A 17,448-nucleotide genomic window follows, 5' to 3' on the forward strand; every position below is an offset into this window, starting at 1 on the left:
TTCCGCTAGTTTCCCGTTCCGCCTTCCGCACCCGGCGCGCCTCGACGCGATCCGGACACCGGCAACATCGCCCCGGTGCCTGCGCACGCCTGTACGTGGCGGAAACGGCCTGCTTTGCGCGGGCCGCGGCCCCGTGCTGCCCGCGCAAAGGCATGGCGGCGGGCAGCCCGTGTCTTCCAGAACAACACCAATAACTGGAACACTCCGATGTTCAAATTCCTGAAGACCTTCTTTTCCTCCGCGGCCGGGCTGCGGCGATCGGGGCGCCATTTTCGGCGTTCCCCCATGCTGGAGCAGGGCGGCGCGCAACTTGCCACCGCGGCCGATTCTTCTGATGCCGCGCGCCGCGCCAACCGTCGCATGCTCGATGTGGCGCGCATGGATTTCGATGCGCTGTTCTCGATGTTCCGCAGCGGCCGCGGCGGCCTGTCCGAAGTCCAGGCCGATGAGGCCCGCGCGCGCTATGGCGCCAACGAAGTCGACCACGAAAAGCCGCTGACCTGGTACGCCCATCTGTGGCAATCGTTCCGCAACCCCTTCAACCTGCTGCTGACCGGCCTCGCATCGCTGTCGTGGGTCACCGACGTGTACATGGCCGAGCCCGACGACCAGTCCTGGAAGGGCGTCATCATCATCGGCTCGATGGTGGTGATCTCCACACTGTTGCGCTTCGTGCAGGAGCGCCGCTCCAACCGCGCCGCCGAGGCCCTGAAGGCGATGGTGCAGAACACCGCCACGGTGCTGCGCAGCGACGCCGCCGGCATGGGCGAGGGCGATGCGCGGCGCTTCTTCGGCGCCACGCTGCACGCTTCGGGCTCGCGCCAGATCGAGGTGCCGCTGGCCGAACTGGTGCCGGGCGACGTGGTGCTGCTGTCCGCGGGCGACATGATCCCCGCCGACTGCCGCATCCTGGGCGCCAAGGATCTGTTCGTGGCCCAGGCGGCCCTGACTGGCGAATCGCTGCCGGTCGAGAAGTACGCCATGCAGCGCGTCGAGACCGCCAACGCGCTGGAACTCGAGAACATGGCCTTCATGGGGACCAATGTGGTCAGCGGCTCCGGCACCGCCCTGGTGGTGGCCACCGGCGCCGGCACCTACTTCGGCCAGTTGGCCGGGCGCGTGACGCAGACCTCGCGCATGCCGACGCAGTTCCAGCAGGGCATCAACCGGGTCAGTTGGGTGCTGATCCGCTTCATGCTGGTGATGGCGCCCATCGTGCTGCTGATCAACGGCTTCACCAAGGGCGACTGGCTCGAGGCGCTGCTGTTCGCGCTGGCGATCGCGGTCGGCCTGACGCCGGAAATGCTGCCGATGATCGTCACGGCCACGCTGGCCAAGGGCGCGGTGCGGATGTCGCGGCGCAAGGTGGTGGTCAAGCGCCTGGACGCGATCCAGAACCTGGGCGCCATGAACGTGCTTTGCACCGACAAGACCGGCACGCTGACGCAGGACCGCATCGTGCTCGAACGTCACACCGACGTGTATGGCGCCACCAGTGACGACGTGCTGGCCTACGCCTATCTCAACAGCTACTACCAGACCGGCCTGAAGAACCTGCTCGATGTGGCCGTGCTGCGTCACGCCGAGGTGGAACGCAAGCTGGACCTGGCCGCGCGCTACCGCAAGATCGACGAGATTCCGTTCGATTTCTCGCGCCGCCGCATGTCGGTGGTGGTCAGCGAAACCGAGAACGGCCGCGAGCACCACGAACTGATCTGCAAGGGGGCGCTGGAGGAAATGCTCTCCGTCTGCAGCCGCCTGCGGATCGGCAAGGACGTGCATCCGCTGACGGACGCGCGCCGCGCCGACATCCGTCGCGTCACCGCCGGCCTGAACCGTGACGGACTGCGCGTGATCGCCGTGGGCGTGCGCGAGCTGCCGCCGACCCAGCAGGCCTATGGCGTGGCCGACGAGGCCGAACTGGTGCTGGTCGGCTACATCGCCTTCCTCGATCCTCCAAAGGAATCCACCGGCCCGGCGCTGGCCGCGCTGCGCGGCTCCGGCATCGAGGTCAAGGTGCTCACGGGCGACGTCGAACTGGTGACGCAGAAGGTCTGCCGCGAAGTCGGCTTCGAGGTCCGCAAGGTCTGCCTGGGCGCCGACATCGAGGCCATGGACGACGACCGGCTGGCCGTGGCGGTGCGCGAGGCCAATGTGTTCGCGCGCCTGACGCCAGCGCACAAGGAGCGCATCGTCCGCATGTTGCGGGCCCAGGGCAACACCGTGGGCTTCATGGGCGACGGCATCAACGACGCGCCGGCCCTGCGCGCCGCCGACGTGGGCATTTCGGTGGACTCGGCGGTGGATATCTCGAAGGAGGCCGCCGATATCATCCTGCTGGAAAAGAGCCTGATGGTGCTGGAGGACGGCGTGATCGAGGGCCGCAAGACCTTCTGCAACATGCTCAAGTACCTGAAGATGACGGCCAGCTCCAATTTCGGCAACGTCTTCTCGGTGCTGGTGGCCAGCGCGTTCCTGCCCTTCCTGCCGATGCTGCCGATCCACCTGTTGTTGCAGAACTTGATGTACGACATCTCGCAGACCGCGATCCCGTTCGACAATGTCGACGAGGAGCTTCTGAAAAAGCCGCAACAGTGGGATCCCGCCGGGCTGGGCCGCTTCATGGTTTTCTTCGGCCCCATCAGCTCCATCTTCGACATCACCACCTACGCGCTCATGTGGTACGTATTCCAGGCCAATGCGCCCGAGCACCAGACGTTGTTCCAGTCCGGCTGGTTCGTCGAAGGGCTGTTGTCGCAGACGCTCATCGTGCATATGATCCGCACACGCAAGATCCCGTTCCTGCAAAGCCGCGCCGCATGGCCGTTGATGCTGATGACGGTCATGGTGGTCGGGCTGGGCCTGTTCCTGCCGTTCTCGCCGCTGGCCGAGTACTTCCAGTTGCAGGCGCTGCCGTGGAGCTACTTCCCCTGGCTGGCCGGCATCCTGCTGAGCTACTGCGTGCTGACCCAATTGCTCAAGGGCGTGTGGGTGCGCCGCTACGGCTGGCAATAGTCACTATTGATACACCTGGCGGTGGGCAGGCGCCCACCGTCGATTCAATACCACCGGCGGTGGCGGTGCCACCCCGGATTCTGGAGATAAGCATGAAAATCTCGACTGTTGCCACGACGCTCGTGGCGGGCGCGGCCAGCCTTCCCCTGACGGTCTGTGCGGCCGGCGATGGCCCGGGCGTCCAGCTCTACGGCGTGGTGGATGCGGGCATCGCCACCACCCACACCTCCGGACAGGGCACCCACAATGGCATCCTCAACGGCGGCCTGACCGATTCCCTCTGGGGCCTGCGCGGCACCGAGGACCTGGGCGACGGCTGGAGCACCCGTTTCCAGCTTGAAAGCGGCTTCGACCCGTCCACCGGCAAGCGCGCCGATGACGACCGACTGTTCAACTACGGCGCCTGGGTCGGGCTGGCCCACGACAGCTACGGCGACCTGCGCCTGGGGCGCCAGTACACCGTCGGCAAGACCTACGGCAATGCGCTGGAGCTGGCCTCCTGGAAGGAGATGGGCATGGGCGCCACCTTCAAGGCCTCGGACAACTACCAGTTCAGCAACCTGGTCAACTACTACACGCCGACCTGGCAGGGCTTCCAGGCGGGCGTCGGCTATTCCTTCGACGCCGACGACGGCGACCGCTTCAAGACCGCGGCCAACAGCCGCGCCCTCAGCCTCGGCCTGAAGTACGAGGACGGCCCCTTGCTGGCGGTCGCCACCTGGGACCAACTGCGCCTGGCCGAGCCGGTCGAGGGCAGCAACGGCCGGCCGCAGGCGGTGCAACTGGGCGCCTCCTACGACTTCGAGGTGTTCAAGGTGTCGGCGGGATGGTCGCGCCAGCGCAACGGCTACGTTGGCCTGGACGGCGGCGATCCGGACAACCTGGGCCGGAACCTGGGGCCGGCGGCCTTTGCGCGCGGCGGCACCGTCGACGCCTGGCTGCTGGGCGCCAGCATGCCGGTCGGCCACGGCACGGTGGTGGTGCAGTGGTCGCTGGCGCGTCCCGACTGGAAATGGGAGGATGGTTCGAGCGCGCGCAATGCGCAATTGGTGACATTGGGGTATACGTATGACCTGTCGCCGCGCACCACGCTCTATGCGTTCGCCGGCTACGCGTCCAATTACACCCTGGACAACCAGTTCGACCCTGGCCATTCCCACACGTCGCGCTTCGGTACGGGTATTTCGCACCGGTTCTGAGCCGTACAGGGGGCGGCCGGGTCTACTACAATCGACCCGGCTGCGTGTTACGGCCCGCCACGCCCCCGTCGGCATTTTCCGGATGACCCGCATGGACAGTCTCGAATGGCTCATACCCTGGGAGTTCTCTCCCACGCTGGTGGCCTCCTTCCTGGTGGCCATCGTGCTGTTCGTGCGCGGCCAGCGCGTGCACCACGTGACGGGCGCGCGCCGCGCGCTGTTCTGGCTGGGCATGGTGCTGCTGTATCTGTCCATGCACACGCGCCTGGACTATTACGCCGAGCGCATGTTCTTCATCCACCGCATCCAGCACCTGGTGCTGCATCACCTCGGCCCGCTGCTGGTGATGGCGGCCTTCCCCGGCCAGGTCATGCGCGCCGGGCTGCCGATGTCGTGGCGCATCCGCCTGCGTGATTTCCTGCGCACCGGCGCAGGCCGGGCCACCGTGGCGGTGCTGACCAACAAGATCTTCGTGCCGGCCCTGTTCGTGTTCCTGGTGCTGGTCTGGCTGATTCCGTCGGTGCAGTTCTATTCCATGCTCGACTGGCGGCTGTACCGGCTGATGAACTGGTCCGTGGTCATCAGCGGCTTCATGTACTGGAACCTGATCCTGGACCGCCGTCCCGCCCCGCCGGCCGCGATGACGCCGGGCGGCCGGGTGATCTCGCCGATCCTGACGATGCTGCCGCAGATGGTGGCGGGTGCGGTCATCGCCTTCACAGAAAGCGACATCTATCCCCTGTTCGAATTGTGCGGTCGCGCCATTGCCATGTCCGCGCAGACCGACCAGACGATCGGTGGGCTGACCATGTGGATCCCGGCGGCGCTGGTCGAGGTGATCGGCCTGATGGTGGCCCTCGGGACCCTGATGCGGCTGTCGGCCAAGGGTCGCCTGCGCAAGGCCGACCGCGACGCCATGGCGCGCGCCCGGGGGCGCCGCGCGGCTTCCGCCTGAGCGCCGCTCCAAAAGCGTCGCGAGCGCCGCAGGGGCGCTCGCGTCGGGTCTGGCGGGCGGGCGCCGGCCGCCTTATTGCGGCAGCAGGCCGTGGTACTTCCGGCCCAGCGCCACCGTGGCCTCGAACATGCCGGCCTTGTTGCCACAGTCGTAGCGCGTGCCTTCGTAGCGGTGCGCGTACACGGCGCGCTCGCGCATCAGCGAGGCGATGCCGTCGGTCAACTGGATCTCGTTGCCGGCGCCGCGCTTGGTCGAGCGCAGGTGGTCGAAGATCGCCGCTTCCAGCACGTAGCGGCCCACCACCGCCAGCGTCGACGGCGCATCCGCGGGGTCGGGTTTTTCCACGATGTGGGTCACGCGCTCGGTGCGGCCGTCGGCATGGCTGCTGTCGGCCTGGGCCGCGACGATGCCGTACTTGCGCGTGTCTTCGCGCGGGACATCCTGCACACCCAGCACGCTGGCGCTGCGGGCCACAGCCACATCCACCAGTTGCTTGATGGACGGCGTATCGGCGTCGATCAGGTCGTCGGCTAGCAGCACGGCGAAGGGTTCATCGCCCACGGCCGGGGCGGCCGACAACACGGCATGGCCCAGACCCAGCGGCGCCGACTGGCGGATATAGAGGCAATTGACGTGGGCGGGTAGAATGCCCCGCACCATTGCCAGAAGCTCATGCTTGCCCTTGCTTTCGAGATCGGATTCGAGCTCGGGAGCGGAGTCGAAATGGTCTTCGATGGCGCGCTTGTTGCGGCCGGTAACGAAGATCAGGTCGGTGATGCCGGCGGCGACGGCTTCTTCGACTGCGTACTGGATCAGCGGTTTGTCGACGACGGGAAGCATTTCCTTGGGCATCGCCTTGGTGGCGGGCAGGAAGCGCGTACCCATGCCCGCGACAGGAAAAACAGCTTTACGGACGGGGCGCATTTAAACCTCATAAGGGGCGATCGATGAAACATTTTAAGCGCATCGCTATCATAGGTTCATGAATCGCAGAAAAATGCCATCCATTTGCTCGATTGCGCAGCGGGGCGCGATCGCCGGACTCTGTGTCGCCCTGGCCGCGCCGGCCCTGCCGGTCACGGCCTGGGCCCAGCCCGTGGGCCTGCCCTCGATGGGCGCGGCTTCCTCCGCGGAGCTCTCGCCGATGCTGGAACGCAGCCTCGGCGAGGCGATCATGTCGCAGGGGCGCCGTGACCCGACCTATGTCGATGACCCCGAACTGAGCCAATATCTCACCACCATGGGGCGCAAGCTGGCGGCCTTCGCGCCCGGCGCGGTGCCCGAAGTCGAGATGTTCGGCGTGCGCGATCCCGAGATCAACGCCTTCGCCATGCCGGGCGGCTTCATCGGCGTGAACACCGGGCTGATCGTGTCCTCGGGCAGCGAATCGGAACTGGCGGCGGTGCTGGCGCACGAAATCGGCCACGTGGTCCAGCGCCACATCGCGCGCGGCATGACGCAGCAGAGCCAGAACAGCATGGTCATGCTGGCCAGCCTGGCGGGTGCGCTGCTGGCAGCGCTGGCCGGCGGCGGCGGCAACCTGGCGATGGGCGTGGCCGCGTTCGGCCAGGCCGCCGCCATCAACCGCCAGCTGGGCTTTTCGCGCGACGCCGAGCGCGAGGCCGACAGGGCCGGTTTCACCATGCTGACCAAGGCCGGCTACGACGCCGAAGGCATGGCGCAGATGTTCTCGCGCCTGATGAACGCCTCGCGCCTGAACGAAGGGGCGGGCGGCGGCTCCTGGGCCAGCACCCACCCGCTGTCTATCGAGCGGATGTCCGACGTGCAGAACCGCGTGCGCTCGCTGCCGCCCTCGCGACACGTCGACAGCGACGATTTCTGGTACGTGCGCGCCAAGATGCGCGTGGTGCAGGGCCGCGACGCGGTCAGCCTGCGTTCGGCCACGCAGCAACTGCAGGACGAGGCCCAGGCCCTGTCCGGGGTGCGCCGCTCCGCCGCCTACTACGGGCTGGCGTTGCAGGCGTTCCAGCGCAACAACCTGGACGAGGCCGAGCGCCAGTTGGGCCTGGCCGCGGCCGACGGCCGCGAGTCGGCGCAGATGGCCAGGCTCTCCGTCGACATCGCGCTGGCGCGCAAGGACAACCGGCGCGCGCTGGACCTGGCGCAGGCCGCCACCAAGCGCTGGCCCGAACAGCGCGCGCTGGGCATCGCCTACGCCTCGGCGTTGCAGAGCAACGGCCGCCATGCCGAGGCCCAGGACTACCTGCGGGCCAAGATCAAGCAGTGGGGCAGCGACGAGCCCAGCCTTTACCAGATGCTGGCGCACAGCGAGGAGCGCACCGGCAAGCCGGTGCAGGCGCGCCGCGACCTGGCGCGTTATTACGTCCTGACCGGCGCCTTCGCGGCGGCGGAATCGCAGTTGCAGCAGGCGCGCGGCATGTCGAGCGATTTCTACGAGCAATCGCAAATCGACGTGCAGATCAAGGAAGTCAAGGACAAGCTGGCCGAAGAACGCCAACTGTTGGAACGCTTCAAGTCGGGCTGACGCCGTAGGCGGGCCGCCGACGCCTTCCGGCGCCTACAGCCCGGTCTCGAAGAAGCGCCCGAGCCGTTGCGGCAGCCAGCCCAAATGGGCCGGAAAGGCGCCGGTCGGAAAGCCGGCGTGGCCGCCATCGGCGGGCTGGTGCAGCAGGATGGTGGGCGAACACTCGTCCGGCTTGGGCAGCGCGCTGGCTGGAATGAACGGATCGTTCAGCGCATTCAGCACCAGCGTGGGCACCGAGATGCGCGGCAGCCACGGCTTGCTGGACGCCCGCGTCCAGTAGTCCAGCGCATTGCGGAACCCGTGCATCGGCGCGGTGTAGGCGTCGTCGAAGTCGCGCAGGTCACGCGCGTGGGCGATGCGCATCACGTCAATGGCGCCGGGGTAGCGATGGGCCTTCTCCAGCACCTTGTGCTTGAGGGTCTTGAGGAAGTGGCCCGTGTACACCTTGCGGTTGAAGAACCCCGTGGACAACGTCTTGCCGCAGGCCACCAAGTCCAGCGGCACCGAGACGCCCGCGCAGGCGGTCAGCCAGCCGGTGTCCTCCTGGTGCTCGCCCAGGTATTTCAGCAGCGCATTGCCGCCCAGCGATACGCCAACGGCGTGCCAGCGCGCATGCGGGATGCGGTTGCGTACCGTGTTCAGCAGGAAGCCGACCTCGGCTGAATCACCCGAGTAGTAAGCCCGCGCCAGGCGGTTGGGCACGCCGGAGCAACCGCGAAAGTGCGCGATGACCACGATCCAGCCGCGCGCCCGGAAATGGTGCGCGATGGATTGCGCATAGCGGCTGTTGCTGCCGCCCTCCAGGCCGTGGAACAGCAGCAGCGCGGGCGTGTCGGCCGTCTGCGGCAGCGACTTCCAGTCGGCGTCGGTCATCCAGCGCGCGGCGGCGGTCTTGCCGTTGGCCACGGGCTGTTGACCGCTCACGGGCGCGCCGTTGGCGGCCTTGTGCGGGAACAGCCCCGGCCCGGTCCAGTCGAAGTCGACAAAATCGGTGTCGGGCGTCTCGACCCGGTCGCGCACGAAGGCGATGCGGTGGTACTGCGCGAACAGCGCGGCGTACACCGTCTGGGCATCGCCTCCGGGCAGCCAGGACGGAACAGGGCAGGGCGTTGTGTCGAAACGTGCAGCAGCCAAAGTCGACCCGGATCAGTGCAGCATGTCGGGCACGTCGTGCAAGTCGAGCACCCCGGCTTCAGTGGGCGCCGACGAGGCGTGGTGCATGACCATGCGCCAGCCCGTGGGGCCCTTGTGATAGATGTTGGTGGCGTAGCAGTTGGCGAACTGCGTGCCTTCCCGTGTGCGCACCGCGACCTGCTCGACCAGCACGTGCACCGCGCACATCATGCTCAGCATGACCAGCGGGCGCAGCGGCCGGATGTGCAGGGGACCGTTCGCCAGCACGTGTTGCCAGGACTCGTGCACAGCCGAGTGGCCGACGACGCGCAGGCCTCCCGGGTGGATGCAGACGACTTCCTCGTCGTCCGCCCACACTTGCATCAGGCGGACGGTGTCCCCCTGCTCAAGGGCTTCGTAGAACGCGTGTTCTGCTTCTTCGGGCGTGGCGAACATGATGGCGGGGCGGATGGCTGTTGAGCGGCGATTCTCAGTGGTGGCCGTGCAGCACGGTGCCGGGCTTGAGCTTGTACTCGGCGCCGCAGTAGGCGCAGCGCGCCGAGCCGTTGCGGGCGACGTCCAGGAATACGCGCGGGTGCATGCTCCACAGCGGGGCCTTCGGACCCGGACAGAACACAGGCAGGTCTTCGGCGCCGACTTCGATGACTTCGTGGGGGGCGGCGGCCGGGGCAGCGGCGGTCATGGAATTTCCTGAATAAAAAATACCGGTAAATCGGTAGGTTGGGGCAGTAATGTCACCCTGTTGGGCAGGGCGGCGTGGATCAGACTTTGCTCAGCCAGTGATGGTACTTCGGGTTGCGGCCATTCACCATGTCAAAAAACGCTTTCTGCAGCTTCTCGGTGATGGGGCCGCGCCGGCCCGAGCCGATCTGGCGGTTGTCGACCTCGCGGATCGGCGTGACTTCGGCGGCGGTGCCGGTGAAGAAGGCCTCGTCGGCGATATAGACGTCGTCCCGGGTCAGCCGCTTGGTCACCACGCGCAGGCCGAAATCGGCCGCCAGGGCGTGGATGGTGGAACGGGTGATGCCGGTCAGGGCGGAGGCGATCTCGGGTTCGCACAGCACGCCGTCCTTGACCAGGAAGAGGTTTTCGCCGGAGCCTTCGGCCACGAAGCCTTCGGTGTCCAGCAGCAGGGCCTCGTCGTAGCCGTCCTGCAGGGCCTCGGTGTTGGCCAGGATCGAGTTGGCGTAGGTGGTGGCAACCTTGGCGCGCGGCATGGTTACGTTGACGTGCTGGCGGGCGAACGACGACACCTTGACCCGGATGCCCTGCGACAGGGCCTCTTCACCCAGGTAGGCGCCCCAGGGCCAGGCGGCGATCGCCACGTGCACCTTGGCGCCCTTGGGCGACACGCCCATCTTTTCGGGGCCGTAGAACACCAGCGGGCGCAGGTAGCAGGATTCGAGCTTGTTCTCGCGCACCACCATCCGCTGGGCCTCGTTGATCGTGTCGCGATCGAACGGCATGGGAATCTGGTAGATGTGCGCCGAGTTGAACAGGCGGTTGGTGTGGTCTTCGAGGCGGAAGATGGCGGTGCCGATCTCGGAGCGGTAGGCGCGCACGCCTTCGAATACCGACAGGCCATAGTGCAGGGAGTGCGTCAGGACGTGCGTGGTCGCGTCGCGCCAGGGCACGAGCTTGCCGTCATACCAGATGAAGCCATCGCGGTCAGCCATCGACATGGTCTGCTCCCTCAATAAACCTGAGGGCCGTATTGTATCAAGCGACGAGGTTACAATAATGGTCCATTCGTGCACCGGCACGGTGCCTGCGGGAGTCCGCAGGCCCGGCGGGCGAGCAGCTTGTCGTGCGGTTCCTTCCCCACAGAGTGTCCATGTCGTTCCGTTCGAATCCCCAGGGGCTCGCCGTTGTCCTCTGAGTCAGCGTTTCCCGAAACCGAAGACCCCCGGGAGGTCCGTCAGGAGCGCGTGGCCGCCTTCCGCGCCGGCGTGCATGCCATCGTGCCCGCCCTCATCGCCACGGCGACGTGGGGCCTGGTGACCGGCGTGGCCATGGTCAAGTCGGGCCTGACCGAGTCCATGGCGCTGGCGATGACCCTGTTGCTGTACGCCGGATCGGCCCAGCTCACGTCCCTGCCGCTGATCGCCACCGGTGCGCCGTTGTGGCTGATCTTCGCCGCCGGCTGCGTGGTCAACCTGCGCTTCCTGATCTTCGGCGCGGCGTTGCAACCCTATTTCCGCCACTTGTCCTGGCCCAAGCGCCTGGGGCTCGGCTATTTCACCACCGACATGGGCTTCGTGTTGTTCATGCCGCGCTTCGGCGATGCCGCCGAGCGTGGCACCCGTGAACAGCTCTGGTACTTCATCGGCACCATTGCCCCGGGCTGGTTCGTCTGGCAGACCTCGTCGATCGTCGGCATCTACCTGGGTACCATGGTGCCCACCGGCTGGTCGCTGGATTTCGCGGCGGTGCTGGCGCTGCTGGCCATCACGGTGCCGCTGGCCAATTCCAAGCCCATGCTGGTCTCGATGCTGGCCGCGGGCGTGGTCGCCTGGACCGGCCAGGTGCTGCCGCTGCGGCTGGGCCTGGCGGCGGCGGTCATCGCCGGCGTGGTGGCCGGCATGTGGGCCGAACGCTTCTTCAAGGCGCGCGCATGACCCTCTGGCCTTCCGAAATCTATGTCTACTCCGCCATTCTGCTGCTGGCGTTGTGCAGCGTGCTGACGCGCGCCGGCTTCATGCTGTTCGGCGACTATATTCCGCTGCCCGATGGCGTGCGGCGCGCCCTGCGCTATGCGCCGGCCGCCGCGCTCACCGCCATCGTGGTGCCCGATCTGCTGCCCTGGAAGGCGGGGCTGGGCCCCATTTTTGACTACAAGCTGGTGGCGGGCATCGTGGCCATCCTGGTCTTTCTGCGCACCCGCAGCGCCGTGCTGGTCATCGTGGTCGGCATGCTGGTGCTGTGGGGCCTGCGCTGGCTGGCGGGTTGAGGCCGGTCAGCCCAGCGCGGCGGCCGCTTCCATTTCGGACTTCAGGCCACTGAGGAAATAGCGCTTCAGGATCAGTCGGGGCAGCAGCCGCAGGGCCGTATTGCGCAGGCCGAAAGCGAATGCCGAGGTCGGCACGTAGACGGGCGCCAGCTTGCGGCTGCGCTGCTGCAGGCTGTTGATCACGGGCCGCAGCCGCCGTTCGTGGGCCGCCAGCGCCTCTTCAAGCGGCAGCCGGCCCAGTTCCTGGGCCAGCACGTAGGCGCCAGCCAATGCCATCCCCGCCCCTTGCCCAGAAATAAGGGACAGACTGTGCGCGGCGTCACCCGCCAGCAGGATGCGGCCCCGATGCCAACAGGGCACCTCTACCAGCGCCAGGTCGTCCATGACGATGGGGGTGTCCTGCGCCAGCATGGCCAGTTGCCGGCCGACTTCCGCGTGCGTGCCGCGGGACAGTTCGCGCAGCAGGCCAAGCCGCTGCGGCGCCTCGACCCAGCCGTGTTCATGGCTGCGCCAGACGTGCAAGGCCGCTTTGCGGCCGCCGCCGAGCCCGTGGTATTCCACCTGGTGGCCGGGCGCCGCGTAGGACACGAAGTCCCGCGCCATGCCGGTGTCGTCCTCGGTGTCGTAGGCGGCGTAGCGATAGCCCAGCGTGGACAGCGGGGGATCGTCGGCGCCGAACACCTGGGCGCGCAGCGCCGAGCGCACGCCGTCCGCTCCGATCAGGAGGGCGGCGCGCAATTGGCTGCCGTCCGACAGCGTGATGTCGACGCCGCCGAGGTCCTGGGCACAGTGGGCGACAGTGGTCGCCAGGCGGATCTCGGCGTGATCGCGCACCGCCTCATGCAGGACCTGCACCAGGTCCGTGCGGCGCAAGGTGATCCAGTCCAGATCCTTCAACAATTCGCGATAGCGGATCCGCATGACTTCGCGGCCCCGGCGATCGCGGTAGATGTTTTCGCCGATCTCGCGCTCCACCGCGCGCAGCGCCGGTACCAGGTCCATGCGGCGCGCGGTCAGCAGGCCCGGGCCGGACAGGCCCATCATGTAGCCGCCGTCGCGCAGATGCGCGGCGCGTTCCGCGATGACGGCGCGCCAGCCGTGCCGCGTCAGCCACCAGGCGCAGGCCAGCCCGGCAATACCGGCGCCGGCGATAACCACGGTGCGTTCAGACATGTTCGTTCTCCGGGGAAAAAGGCGGCGCCAGGCGCCGCATCAGGGCAGGGAGGGCGAGCACCCCGGCAGCGCCGAAGGCCGCCGCCGCGCCGAAGCAGACGCCATAGCCCCAGTGCTGCGCCAGCCAGCCGGCGGCCACGCCGCCGATCGTGGCGATCATGGCGTCCGCGCACTGGAACAGGGTGAAGTCGACGCCGGCCTGCGCTGGCGAGGCCCGGCCCATGAGGAACGCGTACAAGGCCACGAAGCCGGTTGCCGCCGTCGCCGCTTTCAGCAACGCCAGCGCCACCAGCCACTGCGTGCCGGCATGCGGCAGCCAGGATGACGCCAGCACGGCGGCCAGGAAGATGGCCAGCGCCGTGGTCTGCAGGGCCAGGGCCACGACTACCGCCCGCGCCGCCGCGAGGCGCTGCAGGATCAAGGCGCCGAGCAGGGTGCCGGCCAGGCCCGCCACGACCGCGCCGGCGCCATTGATCCAGCCCACCGACGCCAGCGGCACGCCGCGGTCGAGCAGCAGCAGGGGCGTCATGCCATAAGCCAGCCGGGAGCCGGCCTGGAACACGATCGTGATGATCAGGCCCAGGCGCACGTCGCGACGGCCCAGCGCATGCGCCAGGCTGGGACGGTGCGCGGACGGGTGGGCCGCGCGCGCCGGCTCGCGCACCAGCGCGAATGGCAGCGTCAACAGCAGGACAAGTCCGCCCATGGTGGCCGCCGCCACGCGCCAGCCGTGGCTGCCTGCCAGGACGACGAACAGCCCGGCGCCCAGGAACATGCCCAGGTAGCTGGAGCCGACCTGGGTGGCGTTGCCCCAGCCGCGCCGGTTCTCTGCCAACTGTTCGACGGCGAACGCGTCGCCGGCGATGTCCACCGTGGCCGCGGTCAATGAGATCAGGCCCAGGATGGCCAGCAGCACGGGCATGGAGGGCTGGCCCAGGCCCGCCAGCAGGAACAGCAGCGCGGCCAGCAACCATTGCCCGGGCAGCACGATGAGGCGGGTGCGCCGCTCGGCCTGCCCCGCGGGCAGCCGGTAGCGTTCGATCCAGGGGGACCACAGGAACTTCAATGCCCAAGGCAGGAACGCCAGGTTGGCCAGGCCGATCTGGGCCAGCGGCGCGCCGCCGTCGCGCAGCAGCGCGGGCACGCCCTGGAAGGCGATGCCGCTCACCAGGCTCTGGGCCATGCAGATGCCGCCGATGGCGGCGATCACCTGCGCCGTCGGCAGGCGCGCGGGCACGTCTGGGCGCATGAAGCCGATCCTAGTATTCGAAGGCGAGGTTCAGGCCGACCGTCCGGCCCGGGTCGAACTGGGCGAAGTTGCCCATCGGCCCGCCGGCGAAGGCGAAGGCGCGGTAGCGCTTGTCGGTGAGGTTGTTGGCATACAGCGTCGCCTCGACCTGCGGTCGGATGCGCCAGGCCAGGCTGAGGTCGACCAGCGTGTAGGCGTCCTGGCGCAGGGTGTTGGCGATATCGAAGAACTGCGCGCCGATGCGCCGCACGGCCAGGGTCGGGGACAGCCGCCCGATGCCTGTGTCGAAGCGGCCGCGGGCGCTGGCGGTCAGGCCGTAGCCCGGCGAGAACGGCACCCGGTTGCCGTCGCAGCCCTGGCAGGCGGAGGCATCGCTGAAGCTGCGGAACGTGGTGTGGTTGACGAAGCCGTCCAGGCCCAGCGTCCACTGCGCCGAGACGTCCCAACCCAGGTCGAACTCGACGCCCGTGGCGCGGGTATTGCCGACGTTCTGCAGGTGCTGCTGCCCCAATCCGCCGACGTAGAGTTGCGCGTCGCGGATGTCGGTGCGGTAGACGGCGGCGCCCAGGCGCAGCGTGTCGCCGTCATGGCGCGTGCCGACCTCGTAGCTCAGGCCTTTTTCCCTGCCATAGGGGCGGGCATCGCTGGGGTTGGATGGCGCCAGGTTGTAGCCGCCTGGCTTGTAGCCCTGCGCGGCGTTGGCGTACACGCGCCACTCGGGCGACAGCCGGTAGCCGACCGACAGTTTGCCGAGCACGCTATTGCCCGCACTGGCGCCCGAACCGCCGAATGGCGTCTGGCCGAAGGTGGAGAAATCCAGCGTCTGGCCGTCATAGCGCGTGGCGGCCTTGTCGCGGGAATAGCGCAGGCCGGCCGACAGGTCGAGCGCGTCGGTGGCGTGCCAGGTGGCGTCGGCATAGGCGGCGAGCGATTCGCTGGTGTTGCGCGAGTCGGACTGGTGCGTGTCCAGCGGCATCGGCCCCTGCATCTGGTTGAACACTGCGCGCGATTGGGTGACGCGCTGGCGATACAGGCCCAACACGCCGTCGACGGCGCGCTTGCCGGTGGTGGACAGGCGCAGCTCCTGCACCTGCTGGCGCCAACGCTCGGGCTGACTGGTGTAGCTGGGGCCGATGGGGTAGTGGCGCTCGTAGTGCAGGGCCTGCCAGGCCGCCACCGCGTTCAAGCGCCAGCCGTCGAAGTCGTAGCGGCCGGTCAGCGACTGGCTGTTGCCGCAGCGCTTCTGGTAGAAATCCGCCAGCGACGCCGGCATGCCCGGCGCGGTGTACGCGTGGCTGGCATGGAGATCGTCGAACGGGACGTAGGCGTCCTGGCTGGCGCGGGTGCATTCGCCGCTGACGGCCAGGCCCAGTTCCCACGGACTGCCGGCGGGCGCCAGCCGCAGCCGCGCGGCGCCCGCATTGGCCGAGGCCCCGCCGACGTGGCTGGCGCCGGTGGCGGAGTTGTCCAGCCGGCCGGGCGCGTCGTTCGCCACGGCGGTGACCGACCCGTACAGCAGGTTGTCGACCAGCGGCCCGCCGCCGCTGGCCTTGAACAGGTACCCGTCCCGGCTGGCGACGCCGGCGCTGGCGCGGAAATAGGGGGCGTCGGCCGGTTGCCGCGACACGATGTTGAGGACGCCGCCCATGGCACTCTTGCCGTAGAGCGTGCCCTGGGGGCCCTTCAGCAGCTCGATGCGGTCGACGTCGGTCAGCAGTTGCGAGGTGAACGTCGGCAATTGCGGCACGCCGTCCACGTAGACCGTCAGGGCGGGGTTGTAGAAGTCCTGCGCGGAAGTGATGCCGCGTACCGAGATCACCGGGTACAGGAACGAGCCGCTGCTGGACATCTGCACGCCGGGCAGCACGCGCGACAACTGCATGGTGTTGTCGACCTGCGCGGCCTGCAGCGCCTCGGCCGGCACGACGACCACGGCGCCGTTGACGTCGCGCAGCGATTGTTCCTGCTTGCTGGCGGTGACGGTGATGGGAGCGAGCTCGCTGACGGACTGTGCCGCGGCGGGCGCCGCGAAGGCGCACAAGGCGGCCGCCAGGGCGGTGTGTCGGAAAGGGAACGCAGTCGTCATGGTGTCGGCCCGGGCTTTCGGTAGAATCATTAATGAGAATTATTGTTGTTTGATGGGCGTCGCGCTGACGTTTTCGGTGCCGCCGTTGTTCAAATCGGGGTCTAAATTTGGATTTCGCCATCGGCGCTATCGCGCCCCCCGCCGCCGGGCCTATCGCGCGCGCCGACCATCCGTTGCTGTCGGCTGTGGCCATGCCGCCCGAGTGGATGACGATGCTGCGCATGGAGTCGCGTGACGACGACCTGGCCCTGACCGTCTGGAGCGGTACGCCCGCGGTCGGGCTCAACGTCAACGCCGAAGGCCCGCCGATGTTCTGCATCGCGGTTTTCCTGGATGGCCGTGCGCGCATGTCGATCCAGGGGGGGGAGCCGTTGGCGGTGGGGCCGGGCATGGCCGTGGTGCAAACCGGCGAGCGCGGGACACGCGGCTGGTTTCACATGCCGGGCAGGCAGAATGTCCGTCTGGTGGACATTCGTTATTCACCCGCCGGGCTGCTGCGCGCCGGCGGCAGGCCGCTGGCCGCGCTGCGCGGCGCTTTCGTGCTCGATCACAGCGTGCCGGCCACGGGATCGCTGATGGCGGGCTTTCCCGCGCCGCCAGGCTTGTTGCGGCTGGCGGCGGACGTACTGGACTGCCGCCACGAAGACGCCACCGCGCGCCGCTTGTATATGCGCGCCAAGGCGCTCGAAGCCCTGGCCATCGTGCTGGAAACCATGAGCGACGCGGCCGCGGAGCCGCCGGTGGCGCCGCGCGAACGGCGCCTGCTGGCGCAGGCGCGGCGCCTGATAGAAGCCCGCTACGGCGAGGAATGGACGGTATCGCGGCTGGCGCGCGAGGTTGGCCTGAGCGAAAAGAAGCTCAAGGCCGGCTTTCGCCAGGTCGCCGGCCGTTCGGTCCATGCCTATCTGATATCGGTCCGGCTGGACGCCGCGGCGTCCATGCTGGAGGCCGGTTACAGCGTCACCGACGCCGCGCTGGCCACCGGATTCGGCAACCTGAGCCATTTCAGCAAGAGCTTCCGTCAGGCCAAAGGAGTCGCTCCCCGGCAGTGGCTTGACCGCCCCGGCGTCCGGCTGCGCTAAAATTAAGTTATCCACAGCAATCCGGGCCTGGTACTGCCCTCATAAGTATCGAAACCAGAATGCGCCACCTGGCCTGCAAGGCAGGGTGCCGATTGCCCG

The 17,448-nt window shown here is 68.1% G+C and carries 15 protein-coding genes; 7 read left to right on the forward strand and 8 right to left on the reverse strand.

What is annotated here, in order from left to right; all coding sequences use genetic code 11:
- Window positions 1-207: 207 nt before the first annotated feature.
- The 3 genes from mgtA (at window position 208) to AAID08_RS05155 (ending at window position 5,169) form a co-directional block, all read left to right on the forward strand.
- Window positions 208-3,015: a magnesium-translocating P-type ATPase gene (gene mgtA, locus AAID08_RS05145; protein WP_395757426.1), complete on the forward strand. Its 2,808-nt coding sequence runs from the start codon at window positions 208-210 to the stop codon at window positions 3,013-3,015.
- Window positions 3,016-3,107: 92 nt separating this feature from the next.
- Window positions 3,108-4,214: a porin gene (locus AAID08_RS05150; RefSeq protein ID WP_175142081.1), complete on the forward strand. Its 1,107-nt coding sequence runs from the start codon at window positions 3,108-3,110 to the stop codon at window positions 4,212-4,214.
- Between the two features lie 82 nt (window positions 4,215-4,296).
- Complete coding sequence (locus tag AAID08_RS05155) at window positions 4,297-5,169, forward strand: cytochrome c oxidase assembly protein (RefSeq protein ID WP_116793588.1); 873 nt, start codon at window positions 4,297-4,299, stop codon at window positions 5,167-5,169.
- Window positions 5,170-5,241: 72 nt separating this feature from the next.
- Here AAID08_RS05155 and galU read toward each other — a convergent pair whose 3' ends face one another.
- The gene (gene galU, locus AAID08_RS05160) at window positions 5,242-6,093 is read right to left on the reverse strand and encodes a UTP--glucose-1-phosphate uridylyltransferase GalU (protein ID WP_054501770.1); all 852 of its coding nucleotides are present in this window, start codon (window positions 6,091-6,093) and stop codon (window positions 5,242-5,244) included.
- A 73-nt stretch (window positions 6,094-6,166) separates the two neighbouring features.
- On the opposite strand from galU, the gene AAID08_RS05165 reads away from it, so the two are divergent.
- Window positions 6,167-7,675 (forward strand): M48 family metalloprotease, encoded by a 1,509-nt coding sequence (locus AAID08_RS05165; RefSeq protein ID WP_372416752.1) that lies wholly within the window; start codon window positions 6,167-6,169, stop codon window positions 7,673-7,675.
- A 33-nt stretch (window positions 7,676-7,708) separates the two neighbouring features.
- Here the strand turns inward: AAID08_RS05165 and AAID08_RS05170 are convergent, their stop codons facing one another.
- The 4 genes from AAID08_RS05170 to AAID08_RS05185 all read right to left on the reverse strand — a co-directional run bounded on the left by AAID08_RS05170 (window position 7,709) and on the right by AAID08_RS05185 (window position 10,491).
- Complete coding sequence (locus tag AAID08_RS05170; RefSeq protein WP_054501768.1) at window positions 7,709-8,809, reverse strand: YheT family hydrolase; 1,101 nt, start codon at window positions 8,807-8,809, stop codon at window positions 7,709-7,711.
- Window positions 8,810-8,821: 12 nt separating this feature from the next.
- The gene (locus AAID08_RS05175) at window positions 8,822-9,244 is read right to left on the reverse strand and encodes a nuclear transport factor 2 family protein (protein ID WP_054501767.1); all 423 of its coding nucleotides are present in this window, start codon (window positions 9,242-9,244) and stop codon (window positions 8,822-8,824) included.
- A gap of 34 nt (window positions 9,245-9,278) precedes the next feature.
- A complete protein-coding gene (locus tag AAID08_RS05180; protein ID WP_054432911.1) occupies window positions 9,279-9,491 on the reverse strand; it encodes a zinc-finger domain-containing protein in 213 nt (70 codons plus the stop codon).
- A 79-nt stretch (window positions 9,492-9,570) separates the two neighbouring features.
- Window positions 9,571-10,491 (reverse strand): branched-chain amino acid transaminase, encoded by a 921-nt coding sequence (locus AAID08_RS05185; RefSeq protein ID WP_144655815.1) that lies wholly within the window; start codon window positions 10,489-10,491, stop codon window positions 9,571-9,573.
- Between the two features lie 186 nt (window positions 10,492-10,677).
- Here AAID08_RS05185 and AAID08_RS05190 point away from each other — a divergent pair, with 186 nt between their 5' ends.
- Together AAID08_RS05190 and AAID08_RS05195 are read left to right on the forward strand one after the other, a co-directional pair.
- On the forward strand, window positions 10,678-11,427 hold the full coding sequence (locus AAID08_RS05190; RefSeq protein WP_054501765.1) for an AzlC family ABC transporter permease: 750 nt from the start codon (window positions 10,678-10,680) through the stop codon (window positions 11,425-11,427).
- Complete coding sequence (locus tag AAID08_RS05195; RefSeq protein ID WP_006393180.1) at window positions 11,424-11,759, forward strand: AzlD domain-containing protein; 336 nt, start codon at window positions 11,424-11,426, stop codon at window positions 11,757-11,759. The genes AAID08_RS05190 and AAID08_RS05195 overlap by 4 nt, the downstream gene beginning before the upstream one ends.
- 6 nt (window positions 11,760-11,765) lie before the next feature.
- Here AAID08_RS05195 and AAID08_RS05200 read toward each other — a convergent pair whose 3' ends face one another.
- Genes AAID08_RS05200 through AAID08_RS05210 form a run of 3 tightly spaced genes read right to left on the reverse strand, consistent with a single transcriptional unit; the run spans window position 11,766 to window position 16,267 of the window.
- A complete protein-coding gene (locus AAID08_RS05200) occupies window positions 11,766-12,932 on the reverse strand; it encodes an FAD-dependent monooxygenase (protein WP_054501764.1) in 1,167 nt (388 codons plus the stop codon).
- Window positions 12,925-14,181, reverse strand: coding sequence for an MFS transporter (locus AAID08_RS05205; protein WP_395757427.1), 1,257 nt, complete (start codon window positions 14,179-14,181; stop codon window positions 12,925-12,927). The genes AAID08_RS05200 and AAID08_RS05205 overlap by 8 nt, the downstream gene beginning before the upstream one ends.
- Window positions 14,182-14,191: 10 nt before the next feature.
- Window positions 14,192-16,267, reverse strand: a complete 2,076-nt coding sequence (locus tag AAID08_RS05210; RefSeq protein ID WP_395757428.1) for a TonB-dependent receptor — start codon at window positions 16,265-16,267, stop codon at window positions 14,192-14,194.
- 107 nt (window positions 16,268-16,374) lie between these two features.
- Between AAID08_RS05210 and AAID08_RS05215 the strand changes: the two genes are divergently transcribed.
- Complete coding sequence (locus AAID08_RS05215; RefSeq protein WP_395757429.1) at window positions 16,375-17,349, forward strand: helix-turn-helix transcriptional regulator; 975 nt, start codon at window positions 16,375-16,377, stop codon at window positions 17,347-17,349.
- Window positions 17,350-17,448 lie beyond the last annotated feature (99 nt).

The organism is Achromobacter sp. EB05, from assembly GCF_044232075.1.
Taxonomy (GTDB): domain Bacteria; phylum Pseudomonadota; class Gammaproteobacteria; order Burkholderiales; family Burkholderiaceae_B; genus Achromobacter; species Achromobacter dolens.

What these genes read in the sequence shown, in the direction of transcription:
- mgtA (WP_395757426.1), top strand. Translation starts at nt 208, where the DNA reads ATGTTCAAATTCCTGAAGACCTTCTTTTCCTCCGCGGCCGGGCTGCGG.
- galU (WP_054501770.1), bottom strand. Translation starts at nt 6,093, where the DNA reads ATGCGCCCCGTCCGTAAAGCTGTTTTTCCTGTCGCGGGCATGGGTACG.
- AAID08_RS05155 (WP_116793588.1), top strand. Translation starts at nt 4,297, where the DNA reads ATGACCCGCATGGACAGTCTCGAATGGCTCATACCCTGGGAGTTCTCT.
- AAID08_RS05175 (WP_054501767.1), bottom strand. Translation starts at nt 9,244, where the DNA reads ATGTTCGCCACGCCCGAAGAAGCAGAACACGCGTTCTACGAAGCCCTT.
- AAID08_RS05180 (WP_054432911.1), bottom strand. Translation starts at nt 9,491, where the DNA reads ATGACCGCCGCTGCCCCGGCCGCCGCCCCCCACGAAGTCATCGAAGTC.
- AAID08_RS05205 (WP_395757427.1), bottom strand. Translation starts at nt 14,181, where the DNA reads ATGCGCCCAGACGTGCCCGCGCGCCTGCCGACGGCGCAGGTGATCGCC.
- AAID08_RS05200 (WP_054501764.1), bottom strand. Translation starts at nt 12,932, where the DNA reads ATGTCTGAACGCACCGTGGTTATCGCCGGCGCCGGTATTGCCGGGCTG.
- AAID08_RS05210 (WP_395757428.1), bottom strand. Translation starts at nt 16,267, where the DNA reads ATGACGACTGCGTTCCCTTTCCGACACACCGCCCTGGCGGCCGCCTTG.
- AAID08_RS05165 (WP_372416752.1), top strand. Translation starts at nt 6,167, where the DNA reads ATGCCATCCATTTGCTCGATTGCGCAGCGGGGCGCGATCGCCGGACTC.
- AAID08_RS05150 (WP_175142081.1), top strand. Translation starts at nt 3,108, where the DNA reads ATGAAAATCTCGACTGTTGCCACGACGCTCGTGGCGGGCGCGGCCAGC.
- AAID08_RS05185 (WP_144655815.1), bottom strand. Translation starts at nt 10,491, where the DNA reads ATGTCGATGGCTGACCGCGATGGCTTCATCTGGTATGACGGCAAGCTC.
- AAID08_RS05195 (WP_006393180.1), top strand. Translation starts at nt 11,424, where the DNA reads ATGACCCTCTGGCCTTCCGAAATCTATGTCTACTCCGCCATTCTGCTG.